Annotated in this window: 12 protein-coding genes; 11 read left to right on the top strand and 1 reads right to left on the bottom strand. The window is 69.9% G+C overall.

From position 1 onward, the window contains the following. Positions 1 to 69: 69 nt before the first annotated feature. From ACFUJ1_RS18090 to galE, 11 genes are all read left to right on the top strand, one after another. Positions 70 to 1,314 carry a cytochrome P450 gene (locus tag ACFUJ1_RS18090; RefSeq protein WP_378646957.1) on the top strand — a complete coding sequence of 415 codons (1,245 nt, stop codon included), beginning with the start codon at positions 70 to 72 and terminating at the stop codon, positions 1,312 to 1,314. Further along, positions 1,311 to 2,459, top strand: coding sequence for a hypothetical protein (locus ACFUJ1_RS18085; protein ID WP_378646955.1), 1,149 nt, complete (start codon positions 1,311 to 1,313; stop codon positions 2,457 to 2,459). The genes ACFUJ1_RS18090 and ACFUJ1_RS18085 overlap by 4 nt, the downstream gene beginning before the upstream one ends. Before the next feature lie 96 nt (positions 2,460 to 2,555). Next, complete coding sequence (locus tag ACFUJ1_RS18080; RefSeq protein WP_378646953.1) at positions 2,556 to 3,443, top strand: SAM-dependent methyltransferase; 888 nt, start codon at positions 2,556 to 2,558, stop codon at positions 3,441 to 3,443. Next, entirely contained in the window at positions 3,440 to 4,627 is a 1,188-nt protein-coding gene (locus tag ACFUJ1_RS18075) for a cytochrome P450 (RefSeq protein WP_378646951.1), read from the top strand. The genes ACFUJ1_RS18080 and ACFUJ1_RS18075 overlap by 4 nt, the downstream gene beginning before the upstream one ends. Continuing rightward, entirely contained in the window at positions 4,612 to 5,361 is a 750-nt protein-coding gene (locus tag ACFUJ1_RS18070; RefSeq protein ID WP_378646949.1) for a ferredoxin, read from the top strand. The genes ACFUJ1_RS18075 and ACFUJ1_RS18070 overlap by 16 nt, the downstream gene beginning before the upstream one ends. Next, on the top strand, positions 5,354 to 6,214 hold the full coding sequence (locus ACFUJ1_RS18065) for an NAD(P)-dependent oxidoreductase (protein ID WP_378646947.1): 861 nt from the start codon (positions 5,354 to 5,356) through the stop codon (positions 6,212 to 6,214). The genes ACFUJ1_RS18070 and ACFUJ1_RS18065 overlap by 8 nt, the downstream gene beginning before the upstream one ends. After that, a complete protein-coding gene (locus ACFUJ1_RS18060; protein ID WP_378646945.1) occupies positions 6,211 to 7,368 on the top strand; it encodes a hypothetical protein in 1,158 nt (385 codons plus the stop codon). The genes ACFUJ1_RS18065 and ACFUJ1_RS18060 overlap by 4 nt, the downstream gene beginning before the upstream one ends. A gap of 19 nt (positions 7,369 to 7,387) precedes the next feature. Next, the gene (locus ACFUJ1_RS18055) at positions 7,388 to 7,699 is read left to right on the top strand and encodes a hypothetical protein (RefSeq protein WP_378646944.1); all 312 of its coding nucleotides are present in this window, start codon (positions 7,388 to 7,390) and stop codon (positions 7,697 to 7,699) included. Further along, on the top strand, positions 7,696 to 8,895 hold the full coding sequence (locus ACFUJ1_RS18050; RefSeq protein ID WP_378646942.1) for an amidohydrolase family protein: 1,200 nt from the start codon (positions 7,696 to 7,698) through the stop codon (positions 8,893 to 8,895). Before ACFUJ1_RS18055 ends, ACFUJ1_RS18050 begins: the two co-directional genes overlap by 4 nt. Then, positions 8,892 to 9,698 (top strand): class I SAM-dependent methyltransferase, encoded by an 807-nt coding sequence (locus ACFUJ1_RS18045; RefSeq protein ID WP_378646940.1) that lies wholly within the window; start codon positions 8,892 to 8,894, stop codon positions 9,696 to 9,698. Before ACFUJ1_RS18050 ends, ACFUJ1_RS18045 begins: the two co-directional genes overlap by 4 nt. 29 nt (positions 9,699 to 9,727) lie before the next feature. Beyond that, complete coding sequence (galE, locus tag ACFUJ1_RS18040; RefSeq protein ID WP_378646938.1) at positions 9,728 to 10,708, top strand: UDP-glucose 4-epimerase GalE; 981 nt, start codon at positions 9,728 to 9,730, stop codon at positions 10,706 to 10,708. A gap of 57 nt (positions 10,709 to 10,765) precedes the next feature. Here galE and mobF read toward each other — a convergent pair whose 3' ends face one another. After that, positions 10,766 to 16,732 (bottom strand): MobF family relaxase, encoded by a 5,967-nt coding sequence (gene mobF, locus ACFUJ1_RS18035; RefSeq protein ID WP_378646936.1) that lies wholly within the window; start codon positions 16,730 to 16,732, stop codon positions 10,766 to 10,768. Positions 16,733 to 17,010: the final 278 nt, after the last annotated feature.

Genomic DNA, 17,010 nt, shown 5'->3' with positions numbered 1-17,010 from the left:
CGCCCGTATCGGAGCTCGCCTTGCTCTGCCTACCCCCTGTTTTCGACCGAACCTCGATATGGAGCCGGTATGACGACCGATCTCGATTCAGCCCCCGACCCCTATGCCTTCGATGTGACCGGTGCCGATATCGCCGGGGAAGCTGCCCGGCTGCGGGCGGCGGGTCCGCTGGTTCCGGTCCTGCTGCCCGGGAGGGTTCGCGCGTGGGCGATCACCGCGCCGGCGTTGCTCAAGCAACTGTTCACCGACCCGCGGATCAGCAAGGACGCCTGCCAGCACTGGCCCGCGCTCATCGCCGGAGACATTCCGGAGGACTGGCCGCTGAGCACCTGGGTGCGGGTGCGGAACATGTTCACCGCCCACGGCTCTGACCATCAGCGACTGCGCAAGCTGGTCGCGCCGGCATTCACCGCGCGGCGGACCGCGGCGCTGACGCCGGAGATCGAGCAGATCACCGGCGAGCTGCTCGATCGCCTCACGGAGCGCCCGCACGGCGAGGTGGTGGATCTTCGTGAGGAGTACGCAGCGCAGGTGCCGTTGCGGGTGATCGCGGCGTTGATGGGGGTGCCGGGCGAGTTGCAGGCGGACTTGCGGGCCTGCGTGGGTGAGATCTTCGCTCCGAGCCGTGATCCGCAGGAGAATCTCGCCGAGATGGTCGAGTTGCTGGCCACGCTGGTCGCGCTTCGCCGCGCCGAGCCGGGGGAGGATATGACCAGCTTGTTGATCACCCGCCGCGACGACGACCGCGACCGACTCAGCGAGCAGGAACTGCTCCACACTCTCGTGCTGATCATCACCGCCGGGATCGAGACGACGGTCAACCTCATCGATCAGGCCATCTACCAGGTCTTGACCCGCCCTGAACTGCTCGCTCAGGTACACGTGGGCGGCGTCGACTGGCCCCGGCTGATCGAGGAGACGCTGCGCTACGCCCCGCCGGTGGCGAATCTGCCCTTGCGCTATGCGGTGACCGACCTCGAGGTGGAGGGGCGGCGGATCGTGGCAGGCGATCCCCTGATCGCTGCCATCGCCGCCGCCAACCGCAGCTCGGACCAGCCCGGCCCCGACGGCTTCGACCCAAGCAGGAGCTCATTCGAGCATCTGTCGTTCGGATACGGCCCGCACTTCTGCCTCGGTGCGCCCCTGGCCCGGCTCGAGGCCGCGATTGCTCTGCCTGCGCTGTTCGCCAGATTCCCGGATATGAAGCTGGCCGGCGAGCCGGCGCGGTTGCCGACGCTGGATACCTTCATCTCCTGCGGCCACCAGTTGTTGCCGGTCGAGCTGAACTCCGTGCGCGAAGGTGTGGACGCGTGAGCGGGGCCACGACCGATATGGACTCGGTCATGCTGGGTGAGGATCCGGTCAGCGCGGTCGGGGCGTTGACCGATCTCCTGACGGAGGAGGCGACACGTTTCCGGTCGCTGGGGCACCTGAGCGATAAGGCGATGAACGCTCTGGAGGCTTTGCAGCTGACCGCGTTGTCCGCTCCCGAAACCGGCCACACGCACAGCATCGCCACCCAATGCGAAGTCGTCGCGAAACTGACCGCGATCGACTCGGCGCTGGGCGCGGTGACGGCGCTGCGGTTGGCGACACCGCCGATAGCGGTCGCGTTCGGCGACGACGCCTGGAACGCCGTCGTGGCCTCGCCGATCCCGCATCTGAGCGTGGCGTTCTCGACAGTCGGTCCGGCCGCACGGGCGGTGCCGGTCGTCGGGGGCTGGCGGGTCAGCGGGCGCTGGGTCTGCCCGGGCCATCGCCGGGCGGGCTGGATCCTGGTACCCGCGCGCATCGACGCGGGCGCGACTCTGATGCTGCTGGTCGCCCGGGAACAATTCGCCATTCAGCCCCGCAAGCGCGCCGCCCGCGGCTTTCCCGGCCTCGGCACCCGCTCGATATCTCTGTCGGAGAAGGTCGTGCCCGCACATCGGGGCATGCCTCTGTCCGCACTGCTCGAAGGCGAACACGCAGAACCCGGGTCGCTGGCCGCGGGGCCCTGCTACGGGCAGCCGATCGTGCCTCGGCTGTGCGCGCTCACCGCCGCGGTCGCGGTCGGAGTGGCGCGGTCGCTGCTCGACTACGTCCTGACCGCGAGCGGTGAACGCGCCGTGCCGCGACCGGAGTTCCTGGCTGCCAACGCGACTCACGTCCTCTATGCCAAGACCCACTTGCGAGAGCTGACCGAGGCGGTGGACCGCCACATCGACACCGGCGAACCGTGGAGCGAACTCGAGCGGGCGTGGTGCCGAGCTCACGCGAGTGGGGCCGCGCGGCAGAGCTGGCAGATGGCAGACCGTATTCGCTGCGACTACGAACCAGCCCCGGGCCAACCGGAGGTGATCGAGCAACGGTGCGCGGACCTCGATGCACTGTTCGCGCACGAGTTCCTCGGACTCGACGGGACTCGCGCGCTCGGTGAGGTGCTGAGCGGGCGCCCGGTCACCGACCCCATCCTCTGACCCGCCAGCCCGAACCCTCACGGCGTTGGCACAGCGAAAGCCATTGCAGCCTCTGATCTATCGATCTTCTGATCCAGTTGAAGGAAGTGATTACCGGTGACCCATCGGCCCGGTCTCGATGCGAACGCGGCGCATAGCGCCCGAATGTATGACTACTACCTGGGCGGCAAGGACAACTACCCCGTCGACCAGCAAGCCGCCGACGCGGTCAAACTCGTCTTCCCCCACATCGAGTACGCCGCGCGCACGAACCGAGCGTTCATGGTCCGCGCTGTCCGGTACCTGGCCGAGCAGGGGGTGGATCAGTTCCTCGATATCGGCACCGGGCTGCCTACCGAGCCGAACCTGCACCAGGTCGTGCAATCGGTGGTGCCGCGGGCGCGGGTGCTCTATGTCGACAACGACCCGATCGTGCTGACCCACGCCCGCGCCCTGCTCACCAGCACCCCGGCCGGTCGCACCGCCTACCTGGACGCCGACCTCACCCGGCCGGAATCGATCCTGAACGCCCCTGAACTGTCCGCGACGCTGGACCTGTCGCGGCCGGTCGCGCTCTCGCTGATCGCGATCCTGCACTTCATCGGCGACCACCACCGCCCGTATGAGCTGGTGAACACCCTGCTGAGCGCTTTCGCCGAAGGCTCATACGTGCTCATCACCCACGCCACCGGCGACTTCGACCCCAAGGGCACCGCCGCGGCCGCCGAGGTCTACCGAAACCGCGGCATCGAGGTCCGCACCCGGACCCGCGATGAGATCGCGCGCTTCTTCACCGGCCTCGACTTGATCGAACCGAACATCACGCCCCCGCACCGATGGCACCCGGCCGAGCCCGAGCCCGAACTCCGCCTCACCAGCACCGAGCGCTCCGAACCAAGCACCGGCACTTCCTTCCGGGACAAGCGTGTCTCCTTCTACTCGGCGGTGGCCCGCGTCCCTGCCCGCACGGCCGGGCAACGCCCCGGAGAGCAGGCACAGCAATGACGACGGAGGAATCGTTGACCGCGTGCCCGGCGCAGCGGTATCCGTTCGGCGACGTTCACACTCTGGACCTGGAGCCGGACTACCGTCGTGCCGGTCCGGTCGCGGCGGTGGAGCTGCCCAGCGGTGCGCGCGGCTGGCTGGTAACCGATCACGCGCTGGTGCGCCAAGTGCTGGCTGATCCACGGTTCTCGCGTGAGCAGGCGAACCGGGCGCAGGTGGCGCGGCTGTCGACCGAGGTGCTGCCCACTGCCGCGATCCTTGCGAGCGATCCGCCCCGGCACACCCGGCTGCGTCTGCTGATCGCGCCGCTGTTCAGCCCACGCCGGATCGCCGCGATGGCCCCGGCGATATCGGTGCTCGCGCATCGGCTGGTCGACGACCTCGGCACCACCGGCCGGCGCGTCGACCTCGTTGCCGGGTTCACCGATCCGTTCGCCGCCGTGGTCGTGTGCGAGCTCTTCGACGTCGCCGAGCAGTTCCGCGAGCGGGTCTTCGCGTTGGGCGATGCGTTGACGGCCCGGGATGCGACGGCGGAGTCGCAGGCTGAGGCGCGGGCGGAGTTCGAGTCGCTGACGCGGGCGATCGCCGCGCAGAACCCGACGGGATTGTTCGGCAGGGTGGGGGAGTCTCCGGAGCTCGACGAGGAAGTCGCGAATCTGATCATCGCCTGCCTGATCGGCGGGCGCGGATCACCGGCGGTGTTCCTGTCCAGCGCGCTGTTCGCACTGCTGCGCGACCCGCGCCTCTACCGATCGCTGGTTGCGCGGCCGGAGTTGATCCCGGCGGCGGTGGAGGAGCTGTTGCGGTTCGTGCCGGTCGGTGTTGGCGGGGGTTTCACCCGGGTCGCCACCGACGATGTGCAGCTGGGCCCGGTGCTGGTGCGCGCCGGGGAAGCGGTCATCCCGGCCATGCACGCTGCCGGGCGCGACCCGCTGGTGTTCGCCGACCCGGACACTCTCGTCCTGGATCGCGGCTCCCGGGTCGCGCATCTGGCTTTCGGGCACGGCACGCACTACTGCGTCGGCGCGGGCCTGGCACGGCTGGAAGCACGAATTGCTCTGGAGGTCCTGGTCACACGGTTACCGGGGCTGCGCCTGGCCGATCTTGCCGACACCGGGAGTTGGCGGCGCGGGCGGGTGGTGCGTTCGCTGGAGCGGTTGGAGGTCACGTGGACACCGGCCTGACTATCGACCCCGCCCGTTGTGCGGGCACCGGGGTCTGCCTGCCGATCCTCGGCGAGCACGTGCGCTTGGCCGACGGTATCGCCACCGCCGCCGACAACCCGGTGAGCATGGAGCAGGCACGGGCCGCAGCCGCGTGCTGCCCGAACGGCGCCATCAGCATGGAGGAACAGGTACCGGCGGGGTCCGTCGCCGATACCCCGATCGTGACCCTCGGCCCGGCCGGGACCGACGCCGAAACTGAAGCGCGCAAACATAGTTCGACGGTGCGGTTGGTCGATTCCTTCGCCGAGGCGATGAATGCAGCCACCGTGGGCGGGGTGCGGGCGCTGGTAGCGGCCGGGTACCTGGCCCTTGATGCGCGCGAGCGGGCGGTGGACTCCTGGGCCGATCAGCACTTCGCCCACACCGGAACCTTGCGGTTGCACCGGTGCTGGGAGAGCCTGACCAAGCCGATGTGCTTGGCCGTCCGCCGCGATCTGGCCCCCGGCGCGCCGGTGACGACGGTGGCCGCCCATCCCGCGACCCGGGTCTTCGCCGCCCGCTACGCCTCGGGCGCGCGGCTGGTACCGGTCACCGCCAAGCCACTGGCCGCCCGCGCCGCCGCCCACGGCGAGGTCCAGGCGTGCATCGCCTCGGTCGACGTCGCCGCCCGCTACCCGCAGCTCGAGGTCCGCTTCGAGTGGCAGCCGACCATGGTATGGCTGCTCTACGGTAAGGACGATATTGATGAGTGAACCCCGCGCTGCCGCGCTGCTCGGCGCCGGGATCATGGCCAACGCTGTCGCCGCCCGCCTGGACGCCCACGGGTTCGAGTTGCGCCGCTACAACCGCACACTCGACGCGATCGACGGCCCCGCCGTCCTGTGCGCTACCCCTGCCCAGGCCGCCGAAGAAGGCGAGGTGGTGTGGTCGTTCGTCCACGACGACGCTGCGAGTGCGGCGGTGTGGTTCGGCCCCGGGGGCGCCTTGGCCGCCGCGCGGGGCGCCGTGGTGATCGAATCCTCGACGCTGTCGCCGGGCTACGCCGAGCACTGGATGCGTGAGGCTGTGGCGGCCGGTGCGCGGCCGGTGCTGGCGCCGGTCACCGGCAGCCGGGCAGGCGCGCTTAACGGGACATTGGTGGCGTTCACCGCGGGTAGCGCTGAGGACCTCGCCGCCGCGGAGCCGTGGTTGCGGACCGTCGCCGCGGAGGTGGTGGCAACGGGCGACGCCCGGGCCACGGCGACGACTAAGCTGCTGAACAACGCCCTTGCCGCGGTGATCCTGACCGGACTGGCCGAAACTCTCACCGCCGCCCAGGCGTCGGGCCTCGACACCGGGCAGTTGTTGGAGGTGTGGTCACGGTACGGATGGGCCGCGCCGGTCGCCGACGCCTACGGCGTGGCGATGCTGACCGGCGAGCACCCACCGACCGACTGCTCGGTGGCCGTGCTCGCCAAAGACCTCCGCCACACCGTGACCGCCCTCGACGGGCACCCCGCCCCATTGATCACCGCCGCAGATGAAACATTCTCGCGGGCAATGGAACTCGACCTCGGCGGACGGGAGATGTCGGCCATCATCGACGCGACCAGGCGCTGCCCGTGACCGACCTCGACTGGTTCTCCCATACTGCCACCATCCCGCCTGCAGCCCGCCAGAAGGTCGCCGGGCACCTCGCAGGCTACGTGCGCACCGTGCGTGACCAGGCCCGCCGCCACCTCGGCGAGCACGCCAGCGTCTGCGTCTCCGGGTCGCTGGCGCGCGGCGAACCCGCCCTGCGGCGCACCGGCACGGACTACCGGCTCGGGTCGGACGCCGATCTGGTCGCCATCTGCGACGGCCACGACGAACTCGGGCAGGTCGAGCGGTTCACCCGCGCGGTGCTGGCGGCGCACCCCGACATCGACAGCACCGTGTTCACCGTCGCCCGCCAGGACCTGGGGCGGGTCACGGGCAGGTTCGGCGCCGACCTGCACCATGCGGCGGCCCGGCCTTTGGCCGGACCCATCCCCGTCGGGCTCGCGAACTCGCGCATCGGCCTTCGCGAAGGCATGGAGGGGCTGACCCACCAGCTCGCGCGGATCTACTGCCCCGACCACCCGCCGGGTGCGAGCCCGTGGCAGACAAAGACGGCACTGGAAGCGCTGCGCGCCTTGACCTGCAGCGGCGGGCAGCCGCGTGGCCCACAGCGTTACAGCAGCCTGATCACCGACCGGCGGGCATCCGCGGTATTGGGTTCTGCCGAGGTCGCAGCGCTGGTGGGCGCCCGCGAACAGAGCCACCCGATGCCGCTCGCTCCCGCCCATACCTACGAGCTGGTCCTCACCGCCGCCGCGCATCTGTTCGGCACCGCCGCCACCCACCCCGCCCTGCTGACCGGGCTGCACACCGTCCCGGCCGGGATCCATCTGCTCGACGGCTTCCAGCGCGCGATCCTTGCCGCCACGTTTATCCTGTACGGCCCGCCTCGGTTCCGGTGCGCGGCCGCCGCGGCCCTGCACGTCACCCTGACCGCGATCGACCGAGACACCGTGCCCACTGCGCTCGCCGACCTCGATGCGCTGGCCGCGATCTCGCCGTCGGAGTTCGGACGCTGCACCGGCCACCCCGACCGAGTGCTCCGGGCGCGCCTGCAGCGCCTGCGCGCCGACTACTACCACCACCTGGGCCCGCACAACTTCGGCGCCTGCCCCGTCACCACCTACACCGGCCCGACCTCTACGGCCAGTTCGACAGGATCGACGCACCGGCATGGATGAATGGCCAGACTGGGTGCGAATGCTGCCCGTCGTCGACAGCCCGTTCCCCGGCAGCCGCGGCTACCTGCTTGCCGGTGCGCACGGCCAAGTCGTGTTCTGGCACTTCGCGAGCGGGGCGCGCGTGCCGCGCCACCAGCACGGCCCCCAGATCGGCGTGGTCATCACCGGCCAAGTCGACCTCACCACCGCCACCAGCACCCAGACCATCTGCGAAGGAGGAAGTTTCAGCTTGAATGACCAGGAGCCGCACTCGGCCGTCGTCACGCCGGGAACGCTGGTGATCGAGATGTTCGCCGACCCCGACCGCCACACCGCGCGGCGGCCGTCGTGACAACGCGCGTCATCACCGCAGCCCGCGTGCGCACCGGCCATGGTGCCGTCCACGCACCCGGCGCCGTGGCCATCGACCACGGCAGGATCGCCTGGGCCGGACCGGCCACCGATCTGCCCCCAGCCTGGAACACCCCGGAGGTGATGCGGATCGACCTGCCCGAAGCGACCGTCCTGCCCGGCCTCGTCGACGCCCACGTCCACCTGGCCTTCGGCGGTGCCACCGTCCCGCCGACCGCGAGCGGGCCGCTCGCGTGGCGCGAGGTCGCCGCCACCATCCGCAGCGGGCTCACCGAGCTGCTCACCGCGGGCGTCACCACCGTGCGCGACCTCGGCGCGCCCCGCTACGTCGACATCGACACCCTCACACAGACCAACCCGAGACCGCGGGTGCTGACCGCCACCATCCCACTCACCGTGCCGGGCGGGCACTGCCACACACTCGGCGGCGCCATGGACACCTGCACCGCCATCCGCAACCTCGTCGAGGTCAACACCCTGCACGGCGCGGACTGGATCAAGGTCATGATCACCGGCGGATTCACCACCAGCGGAGCGAGTTCGCCCTACGAGCCGCAGTTCACCGATGCCCAGATCCGTGCCGCGGTCGAGGCCGCCCACGACCACGGGCTGCCCGTGGCCGCGCACGCCCACGGCACCGCCGGGATCCGGCAAGCGGTCACCGCAGGGGTCGACTCGATCGAGCACTGCACCTGGATGACCGCGACCGGGTTCGACCTCGACCCCGGCCTGGTCCGCGAGATCGCTGCCCGGGACATCCCGGTCTGCCCGACCATCAACCACCTCGCCCGCACCGCGACCGGACGACTGCCCTGGGCGGTACGCCGCGAGCACCTGCGGGTCATGCTCGACGCCGGTATCCGGCTGGTGCCCGGCAGCGACGCCGGGATCCCGCACACCCCGCCCGGTCGCTACCCGCAGTCGCTACCGGCGTACCTCGACCTCGGCCTCACCCCGGCCGAGGTCATCGACCTCGCTACGAGCGGTGCGGCCGATGCGCTCCGGATCGGCCATCTCACCGGTACGCTCACCGCCGGACTCGGAGCCGACCTCATCGCGGTCCCCGGCGACCCGGCCCACGATCTCACCGCGCTGAGCACCCCGATCCTGACCATGGCAGCCGGACACCTGCACCACCGAGCCGAACCCGACGCCCAGGAGGACACCCGCCCATGACCGCGACCGGCCCCACCCTGACCGCGGAATACGCCACCACCAGCCCACTGCAGGTCCGCATCGACACCCACGCCCGCCACAGCGAACACCCCGACGACCCCCTCACCACGGTTGCCGCCCCACTCGAACTCACCGGGAGTGAAGCGCTGGCCGACATCGGCTGCGGTGACGGACGCTTCCTCGCCCACCTCATCCAGCACGGCCACCGCGGCCGCCTGGTCGGGGTGGACAACTCCACCGCCATGGTCACCGCCGTCGCCGCGATCCCCGGCGTCCAAGCCGTCACCGGCGACGCTGAAGCCCTGCCCTTCGCCGACGACGAATTCGACGCTGTCACCGCCCGCCACATGCTCTACCACGTCCCCGACCCGGACAAGGCCCTGCGCGAGCTGGAACGGATCACCCGCCCCGGCGGACGTGTCGCGATCAGTGTCAACCACCCCGCTACCTGTGCCCGCACCCGCCGGCTCGTCCTCGACCGGGCCGCCGAGCACGGCCTCGCCCCCGTCGCGGGCATGGTCAACGACGTGAACTCCATGACCCTGTCGGCGATGATGGGCGAGGTCTTCGGCGAGGTCCGGACCGACCGGTGTGAAAACGCCCTGGTCTTCGACACCCCAGCACCCCTGATCCGCTTCGCCGAGGCACTGTTCTCCTTCTGCGGCATCGACCCCGCCAGCCCACACCGGGAGACCATCCTCGACGCGGTGACCACCGACATCCACGACTGGTTCCACGCGCACCCCGGACTCCGCTGGCGCGACCCCAAGGGCTACATCGTCGCCACCGCTATTGTCCGATAACCACCGTCTCAGAGAGGAACTCGACGCGCGTGAAGCTCCTCGTCACCGGCGGCGCCGGCTACATTGGATCCGTCGTCGCCCACCAACTCGTCGCGGCCGGACACCAGGTCGAGATCATCGACGACCTGTCCACCGGCTACGCCACCAACCTCCCCTCCGCCGCGACCTTCCACCAGCTGTCGGTCCACCGGGTCGCCGAGGTCCTCACCCCCGATGCCGGGTTCGACGGGGTCCTGCACTTCGCCGCCAGCATCGAGGTCGCCGAATCCGTCACCAACCCGGAGAAGTACTGGCACAACAACATCGAAGGCAGCCTCGCGCTTCTGCGCGCGATCCGCGCGGCGCGGGTGCCTCGGTTGATCTTCTCCTCGACCGGGTCGATGTATACCGGCGACGGCCACACCGCCTTCGACGAAACCGCGGAAGTCCGGCCCCGGAACCCGTATGCCGCGACCAAGGCCACAGTCGACCAGCTCATCGCGGGGGAGTGTGGCGCCTCCAGCACCCTCGGCGCCACCTCGCTGCGCTACTTCAACGCCGCTGGCGCCGTCCTCACCTCCGACGGCATCCACCTCGGCGAGCGCCACGATCCCGAATCCCATCTCATCCCGATCCTGCTGCAGGCCGCGAGCGGGCAACGACCCGAATTCACCCTCTACGGGACCGACTACCCGACCCGCGACGGCACCTGCATCCGCGATTACATCCACGTCACCGACCTCGCCACCGCCCACCTGCTCGCGCTCGACGCCACCCGGCCCGGCCGCCACGACATCTACAACCTCGGCAACGGCGAAGGCTTCACCAACCGCGAAGTCCTCGACACCGTCCGCGCCGTCACCGGCAGCGACTTCCCCGTCCGCACCGCGGACCGCCGACGGGGTGACCCTGCGGTGTGCATCGCCTCCAGCGACAAAGCCCGCCGGGAACTGGCCTGGAAACCAGAGCACACCAATCTCGCCACCATCGTCAGCGACGCCTGGCAGTTCCACTCCCGGCAGCATCGTTGAGTGAGTGGCCGCCTTTCGTTTGCTGGCTCGGTAGCGTTATGTGAGGGCGGCTTGGGTCTACAGGCCGAGTCCGGTATCTCTGCCAGGTCGAGCTGGCAGCTGGTCCGGTTCGGTGTGGTCGGCGGTTTCCCGAGGTCGGGTTCGTAGGTCGCGTTCGATCCGTCGCTGCCGTGCGTCGAGGTTGTGGCGGCGCTGTTGCTCGGTTCGGAGGCGGTCGATGTCGTTGGCTGTGCTGGCGAGAAAATCCTCTGTCGCGTGGTGGTATTCAGCTGCAGTGCTGTGAGGCGCGGTGGCTGGGGCGGTGATCTGGTCGGTGCTGGTGGTGAGGATTTGTTCCCAGGTGTCGGGTGGTCCTGCTTGGCTGATGGCGTGGCGGCGTGCGTCGCGAGCGTGTTCGCGTGCCTGCCTTCGTGCTTGCTCATGCTTGGTCTGTTCGTTGACGAGTTCCTCGACCTCGGTCCGGCGCGCGTGGCGGGTGCGGCGCTGGCGGGCGGGGGTGGTGTCGAGTTGCTCGCGCAGGGTGGCTAGCTGACTGCGGGTGGCATGCAGGGCGCGGTTGGCTTCGGTCAACTGGTCGTCGGCGGTGTAGCAGGTGCGGATGGCGTCCTGGGCCTTGCGGTGGCGTGCGCGTAGTTCGGCGGTATCGAGGTGCTGGGTTTCGGGCGCGGGCTGGGTGGGGGTGTAGAGGTCGGTGTAGGTGTCAGCGAGGGCGAGGCGGTATTCGAGTTCCTCGATGCGGGCGTGGAGTTCGTCGTCGGTCAGCGTGAACAGCGGATCGTGCTGGGGCGGGGTGTAGGGAGGTTCGGTGTCGGGGACTGGGTGGGCGCGGACCCAGGCTTCGATCTGGGCGCGCTGGTCGGGGGCGGGGGTGAATCGCCAATCGCGGCGCAGGATGGCGTGCACAGTGGCCAGTGGTTTGGTGGAGGCGAGGTGGTCCGCGCGGGCGTGGTGGTGACGGGCGGGATCGTGGTCGGGGATCGGCGCTGCATGGTCGTCGCGGCAGGATTGGCAGAGTCCGTCGTCGCTGCGGCGCGGTGGGCTCGGGATCGTGTCGGCGCGGTGGCGTTCGATTCCGCATTCGACGCACGTCAGTCCTCGGACTGCGGCGGCGGCTGCGTGGTCGTAGTCGAGGGCGTAGCCGTCGGAGACCGGGTCGGGGGCTTCGTCGCGCCGGTAGCTGGCGGGGCGGCGCCGGTGGGGGTGCTGATGGTCGATGTGAGCGATCTCGGGTGCCCCGGAGCCGGTGCGGATCTGCTCGGAGTCGGGGCGCAGGTAGGGCTGGTCGTCTTCTCCGGCGCGGATGTCATGGTAGGTCTGCTCGTCGCGGCGGGCCCGTTCCTGGCGGTCGGTGAGGGAGTCGGTGATGAGGCCGCGGTCTCGGCGGTTGCGGTGGTCGCGCGCCGCGACGGTGCGGTCGCGAGGCCGGCGGGTGGTGGTCGAGTCCTGCTGGTGCAGGCCTGGATCGATGACGGGGATGCAGGCTTCGATGAGCTCGCGGTGCTGCGGGTACTGGCGGGCGGCATGATGCAGGCGGGCGCGAGCGATGGGAAAGGCGAGCTGGTAGAGGGTGTCGGTGATCTGGTTCAGGACCCAGTGCTGTTCGGACGAGAGCGCGGTGCTGAGATGCTGATATTTCGCACGCGCCTCGGCGATCGCGCCGGTGTGGAACAGCGCGGTGATCGCGCGTAGGTCCGCGCTGACCGGATCATCGGTCTCGGCGGTCGGCTCGGGTGCCCGGGGGTCGCGGTGTCCGCTCGGGGGCGTGAGTGCGGTGCCGGGTGGTTCGGGTTCGAGTGGGGGCATGGGTTCCTCGAATTCGGGCGCGATGGTGTCGGTGTGGGGGTGGGTGAGGGCGTCGATGCGCCACGCGAGCGCGGCGGCGATCTGGTCTGGGCGCAGCCCGGTGCCGTCGCCTGGGGTGGCGGTGACGAGCAGTTCGTGGGCGGCGGCGATGACTTTCGCCGGGTCCCAGCCGGTGCCGGTGGCGCGATCGACGGCGGCCACGACTCGCGGCCACGCCGGGTCGGCGAGGACTTGCTCGGCGACGCGGGGACCGAGGAGATCGGGTAGCTCGTCGACCCAGCCGGGGCGCAGGGTGCTGCCGCCATCGAGGGCGGAGGTGTCGAGATCCAGGCGCGACCACAGGGCCGCGGCGGGCATCTCGTCGGGCAGTGGGCGCAGCTCGGCAGCAGTGGTGAGTCGGCCGGTGATGTCGATTCCGGTTCGGGCGGCGAGGTCGATGCGCTCGGCTACCACCGGCCAATACGGATCGCGAAGAATTCGCGCCTCGATCCGCCCGGCGATCTCGGCCCACAGCGTGGCCGGGCGAGCCAGATCACCGAGAGCGTCTTCCACTCGGGTGTCGAGCTGCTGCTGGTGTTCGCGTTCGAGGCGGCTGTAGCGGGGCGGGCCGGTCGGGCGTGGGTCGCGTTCACCGACGCCGAGACTGGCGCGCCATACCGCGAGGTCCGCGAGCAGACCGGGAACGGCCCGCAGCAGCGGTCGCGCCCAGACCGGCGCTGTCGTGGGGGTCCAGGTGGTGGTGTCTGAGCGGATCTGGCCGGCGAGTTCGCGCACGATTCGTGCGCGGGCATCGGCCTGTGTGGCAGCGGTGTCGAGTCCGGCCGGGATGCCGGGCGCCCAGGGCAGCGGCCCGCTTCCGGTTGCTGGGGCGGTGCCGGTGGGGTCGAGCCGCCAGGTCAGCACCGCGGCCGGGTCGGCGGCGGTGTCGAGTTCGCGGAGTGCGGCGGCCGCGCGAAGTGTGGCGACCGGGTCGGCGCCGGTGGCGGCGAGCATCGCCAGGTGTTGCCGTAACACCGGGTAGGCGGAACTGTCGGTGAGGTGCGCGCGCACCGATTCCGCGACCGCGTCCAGGCCGGCGAGGGCGTCGGGGCCGAGCACGTTTTCGGCCGCCGAGCCGAGGACGTCGAGGTAGATGTCGAGTGCACGCGCGATCCGGCGGTGCGGGTCCAGTGCGTCGCGTAGGTGGGTGTGGGCGGATTTCTGGGTACCGTCGCGGTCGAGCACGCGGGCCAGGAGCTCGACGGCGGTGCGCGGGAAGAGCGCAGGTTCGGAGTAGAAGGAGCCCTCGGTGCCATCCAGCGCGGTCGGGATGTAGAGGTGGTTGGCATGCACGCCGCGGGTCATGGCGACGTAGAGCTGTTGGCGGGATTCGGCGCCGGTGAGTGCGACATGGCAGGAGTCGGCGGTGATGCCCTGTGCTGAGTCGATCGTCGCGGCGTAGCCGAGCCGGACGTGTTCGGCGACGTAGTCACCCGGCAGCAGGACGCTCGCGCCGCCGGCTGCGTGGTGGCGGGCGGTGATCGCGCCGTCGTCGTGGACGGCGGTGACGGTCCAGGTGTAGCCGTTACGCACCCAGTCCCGATCCCCGAACCGCAGCCGCGGGTTGTTCCGGCGGGTACGGACGGTGTCCCCGGTGCTGGCCGAGAGCCCGTCGGCGAGCACGACTTCTGGGCCGGGCTCTGTGCCGGAGAGTCGATCGGTGCGGGCGCGGTCGTTGAGCGCGGTGACGGTCTCGTGGTTGGCGGCCAGCATGATCGCTGTCCGACCGGCGGTGTGGTCGCGGGTCCAGGCAGTGTAGGTGTCGTCGTGGACGGTGCCGAGATGCCCGGCATGGACGCGGCCGTTGTCGAGGTACCAGCCCAGCGCTGCCGGGTCGCCCTCACGCAACCCGAGGCTCGCAGTCGCTTCGGCGCTCGAGGCGAAGCGCACCACATGGGTCAGGGTGAGTGCGTGCTCGGGTGCGGCGGTGGCCATGTCGGCGTCCACGCCGCCGGCCTCGATCGACGGGAGCTGGTGGTCGTCGCCGATGCAGCGCACCGCCGCACCGCGCTCGGTCAGGTATTGCAGTAGGCGCAGGCGTTTGCCGGTGCCGAGTTTCACGTGCTCGTCGACGATCACCAGGGTGGATTCGTCGATGTCGAGCATCCACTGCGGCAGCGGCGGTGGGATCTCGCGTTCCCACCCCGGATCACCCGGGCGCGGGGTGTGGCGGGTGAGGGCGTCGAGGAGTTTGTCGACGGTCTCGCAACGCGCGCCGATCGAATCCCGGAGCACCGCGGCGGCGTTCGCGGTCGGTGCGAGTCCGAGGACGGTACCGCCCTCGATGTGCCAGGCGGTGGTGAGCACGGCCATCGCGGTGGTCTTGCCCGACCCGGCGGGAGCATTGGCGGATTGCACGGCCAGCCCGGAGGTGGCGAAGCCCTTGATCACCTCCACTTGCCCGGACAGCAACGGCCGTTCCGGGTTCGCGGTGTTGTAGTCGCGGACCGCTGTGGTCACGATGTCGGGGGCGAGGCTCCGGCCGCCGGGCTGCACGGACAGCTCGATCAGCGCCGCCTCCGCCGCCAGAATCCCCGCCGAGGTGTAGAGCTGCGTCCCGGCCGGGGTGTAGACGCTGGCCCCGTCGTGGCGGGCCAGCACCGCTGGGACGATGCCGAGTTCAGGCTCCAGGACCAAGTCGGGGTCACCGCAGAGCACAGACCGCGCTGGGTCCAATGCCGCGTCCACCACGGCTTGCGCTGTCAACTCCCACTGCTCACCCGTGACTTTGCCGCGGATCTGGCGCTCGACCTCGGCGCGGATGTTGGCTACGCGCCAGGTCGAGCGGTGCTCGGCGACGACCTCCAGCACCCGGTTCGCGGTCGCCGCGATCCACCCCGGCGTCGGCGAAACCCGGCGCAGTCGGATCGGATTAAGCGCTGCCTCGACCACCCCGGCGACTACTTCACGCCCGCCCAGCAGTGTGGCTGCCTCGGCTCGCCACGCCTGGCGTTGCTCGGTGAAGGACCGCAACCCGTGCTTGGCGGGCCGGGTTTCCAGGGTCGCCCGCTGAGCCAGATCGCGGATTTCGGCCGAGGAAGGTTCGCGGCCGTGCTCGTGCTGGAAGGCTGCGGCGAGCTCGCCGGTCCGCGACCGGATCTCGATCTCGCGACGCGACCACGCCCGCAACAGCTGCGCGGGAATACCGAGGATCTCGCGGATCGGGCGCTTTCCGGGGTCGGTACCCGGCCGCTCCGCGAACTCGACACCGATCAACTGCTCCAGATGGTGCTCGAGGCGGGTGTTGTAGATCTCGGAGACCGTGACCACCACGCGGTAGAGCGCGGCGCCGTCGAGGGTGCGCCACCGCCCATCGGCGGTGCGGACCCGATTGGCGATGAGGATGTGCTCGTGCAGGTCCGGGTCTCCGGCACGGCTGTCGCGGTGGGCGAAGCGGGCCGCGACGACGCCGTCCACATCGACCTGCCGCACCCCGTTGCGACCCAGCCGAGTAAAGGTTCCGTGCTCCTGCAGCCAGCGCAGCGCGTCATCGATCGCTGCCTGATGAGCTGCCTCGATCTTGCGCACGATCGACAACGGGGCCAACGCCCACAACGCGGACACCGACTTCACGGGCGAGAAAGTGAGGTCGAAACCCGCAACCGCAGTCGCAGCGGGCCGCGAAATTTTCGCGGTGTAGCCCGATAACTCCCGTGCGTCTATCGGTGGCCGGTTGTACTCGTCGACGAACATGTCGAACGCGATGCGCGTCCGAATCTGCGATCGGACCGCATCAGGGATTGCGGCATCCGGGTCGCTGCCGTGATCGATATTGTGTTCCCGAAAAGCCTCGGCGCACTGTTTCTGGAAGTTGGAATTGACCCGGTAGACCCGGTATGGATTGCCTAGCCGGGACGCCTTGTCGGCCGTTTCGTCGGCCTGTTCAGAGCTCGCGCCGGCCGCGATCGCGACGGCGAATGCGTGCTCCTCGATGCGTTCGGCGTCGGGATGGCGGCCCATTCCGAACAGCGATTCCATCTGCAACTCGGTTACTTCCGCACCCGAAACGATGCCGAGTGCGGTCAGTCCGGCGCCGTACCAAGTCCCCGGGGACTCGCCGTGTGCGGAGTAGTAGTCGGCCAGCGCGGAGCGCCCGCGCGCGTCGGTGTCGAGCGCGGCGATATTGCGCAGGTAGTACTCGTAGCCATTGCCTGCCACGACTTTGTGGATCGTCGCGGTCATACATCCATCGAGCGCCTTTTTCAGGCGGCTCTCAAGGTCTCGAATTCTCCTATTTTTGGGGTATTCGAGTGATTCCGCAGGACGTTATCGGATTGCAACACCCCTGGATGCAAGAGGTGTGCTTGAGAACGGAGGGCTGTGGAGGAGGGGTAGCGGAGCAGTGGGTTGTGGAGGGGAGAGCTGCGGGGTTGCGGTGCGGGTGTTAATTCTGAATGGAAGTAGTTGTGCTAGGTGGGCGGCGGTGGCTGCGGTGTGCGGGAGCAGCGGTGCTGCTCCCG

The organism is Nocardia sp. NPDC057227 (genome assembly GCF_042669725.1).
GTDB lineage: Bacteria > Actinomycetota > Actinomycetes > Mycobacteriales > Mycobacteriaceae > Nocardia > Nocardia asteroides_A.
Note: the sequence above shows the minus strand (reverse complement) of the source record. Positions and strands in the feature narration are given on the sequence as shown.

Excerpts from the sequence above, each read along its gene's own strand:
- ACFUJ1_RS18090 (WP_378646957.1), top strand. The coding sequence starts at position 70 with ATGACGACCGATCTCGATTCAGCCCCCGACCCCTATGCCTTCGATGTG.
- ACFUJ1_RS18075 (WP_378646951.1), top strand. The coding sequence starts at position 3,440 with ATGACGACGGAGGAATCGTTGACCGCGTGCCCGGCGCAGCGGTATCCG.
- ACFUJ1_RS18065 (WP_378646947.1), top strand. The coding sequence starts at position 5,354 with ATGAGTGAACCCCGCGCTGCCGCGCTGCTCGGCGCCGGGATCATGGCC.
- ACFUJ1_RS18055 (WP_378646944.1), top strand. The coding sequence starts at position 7,388 with ATGCTGCCCGTCGTCGACAGCCCGTTCCCCGGCAGCCGCGGCTACCTG.
- ACFUJ1_RS18045 (WP_378646940.1), top strand. The coding sequence starts at position 8,892 with ATGACCGCGACCGGCCCCACCCTGACCGCGGAATACGCCACCACCAGC.
- mobF (WP_378646936.1), bottom strand. The coding sequence starts at position 16,732 with ATGACCGCGACGATCCACAAAGTCGTGGCAGGCAATGGCTACGAGTAC.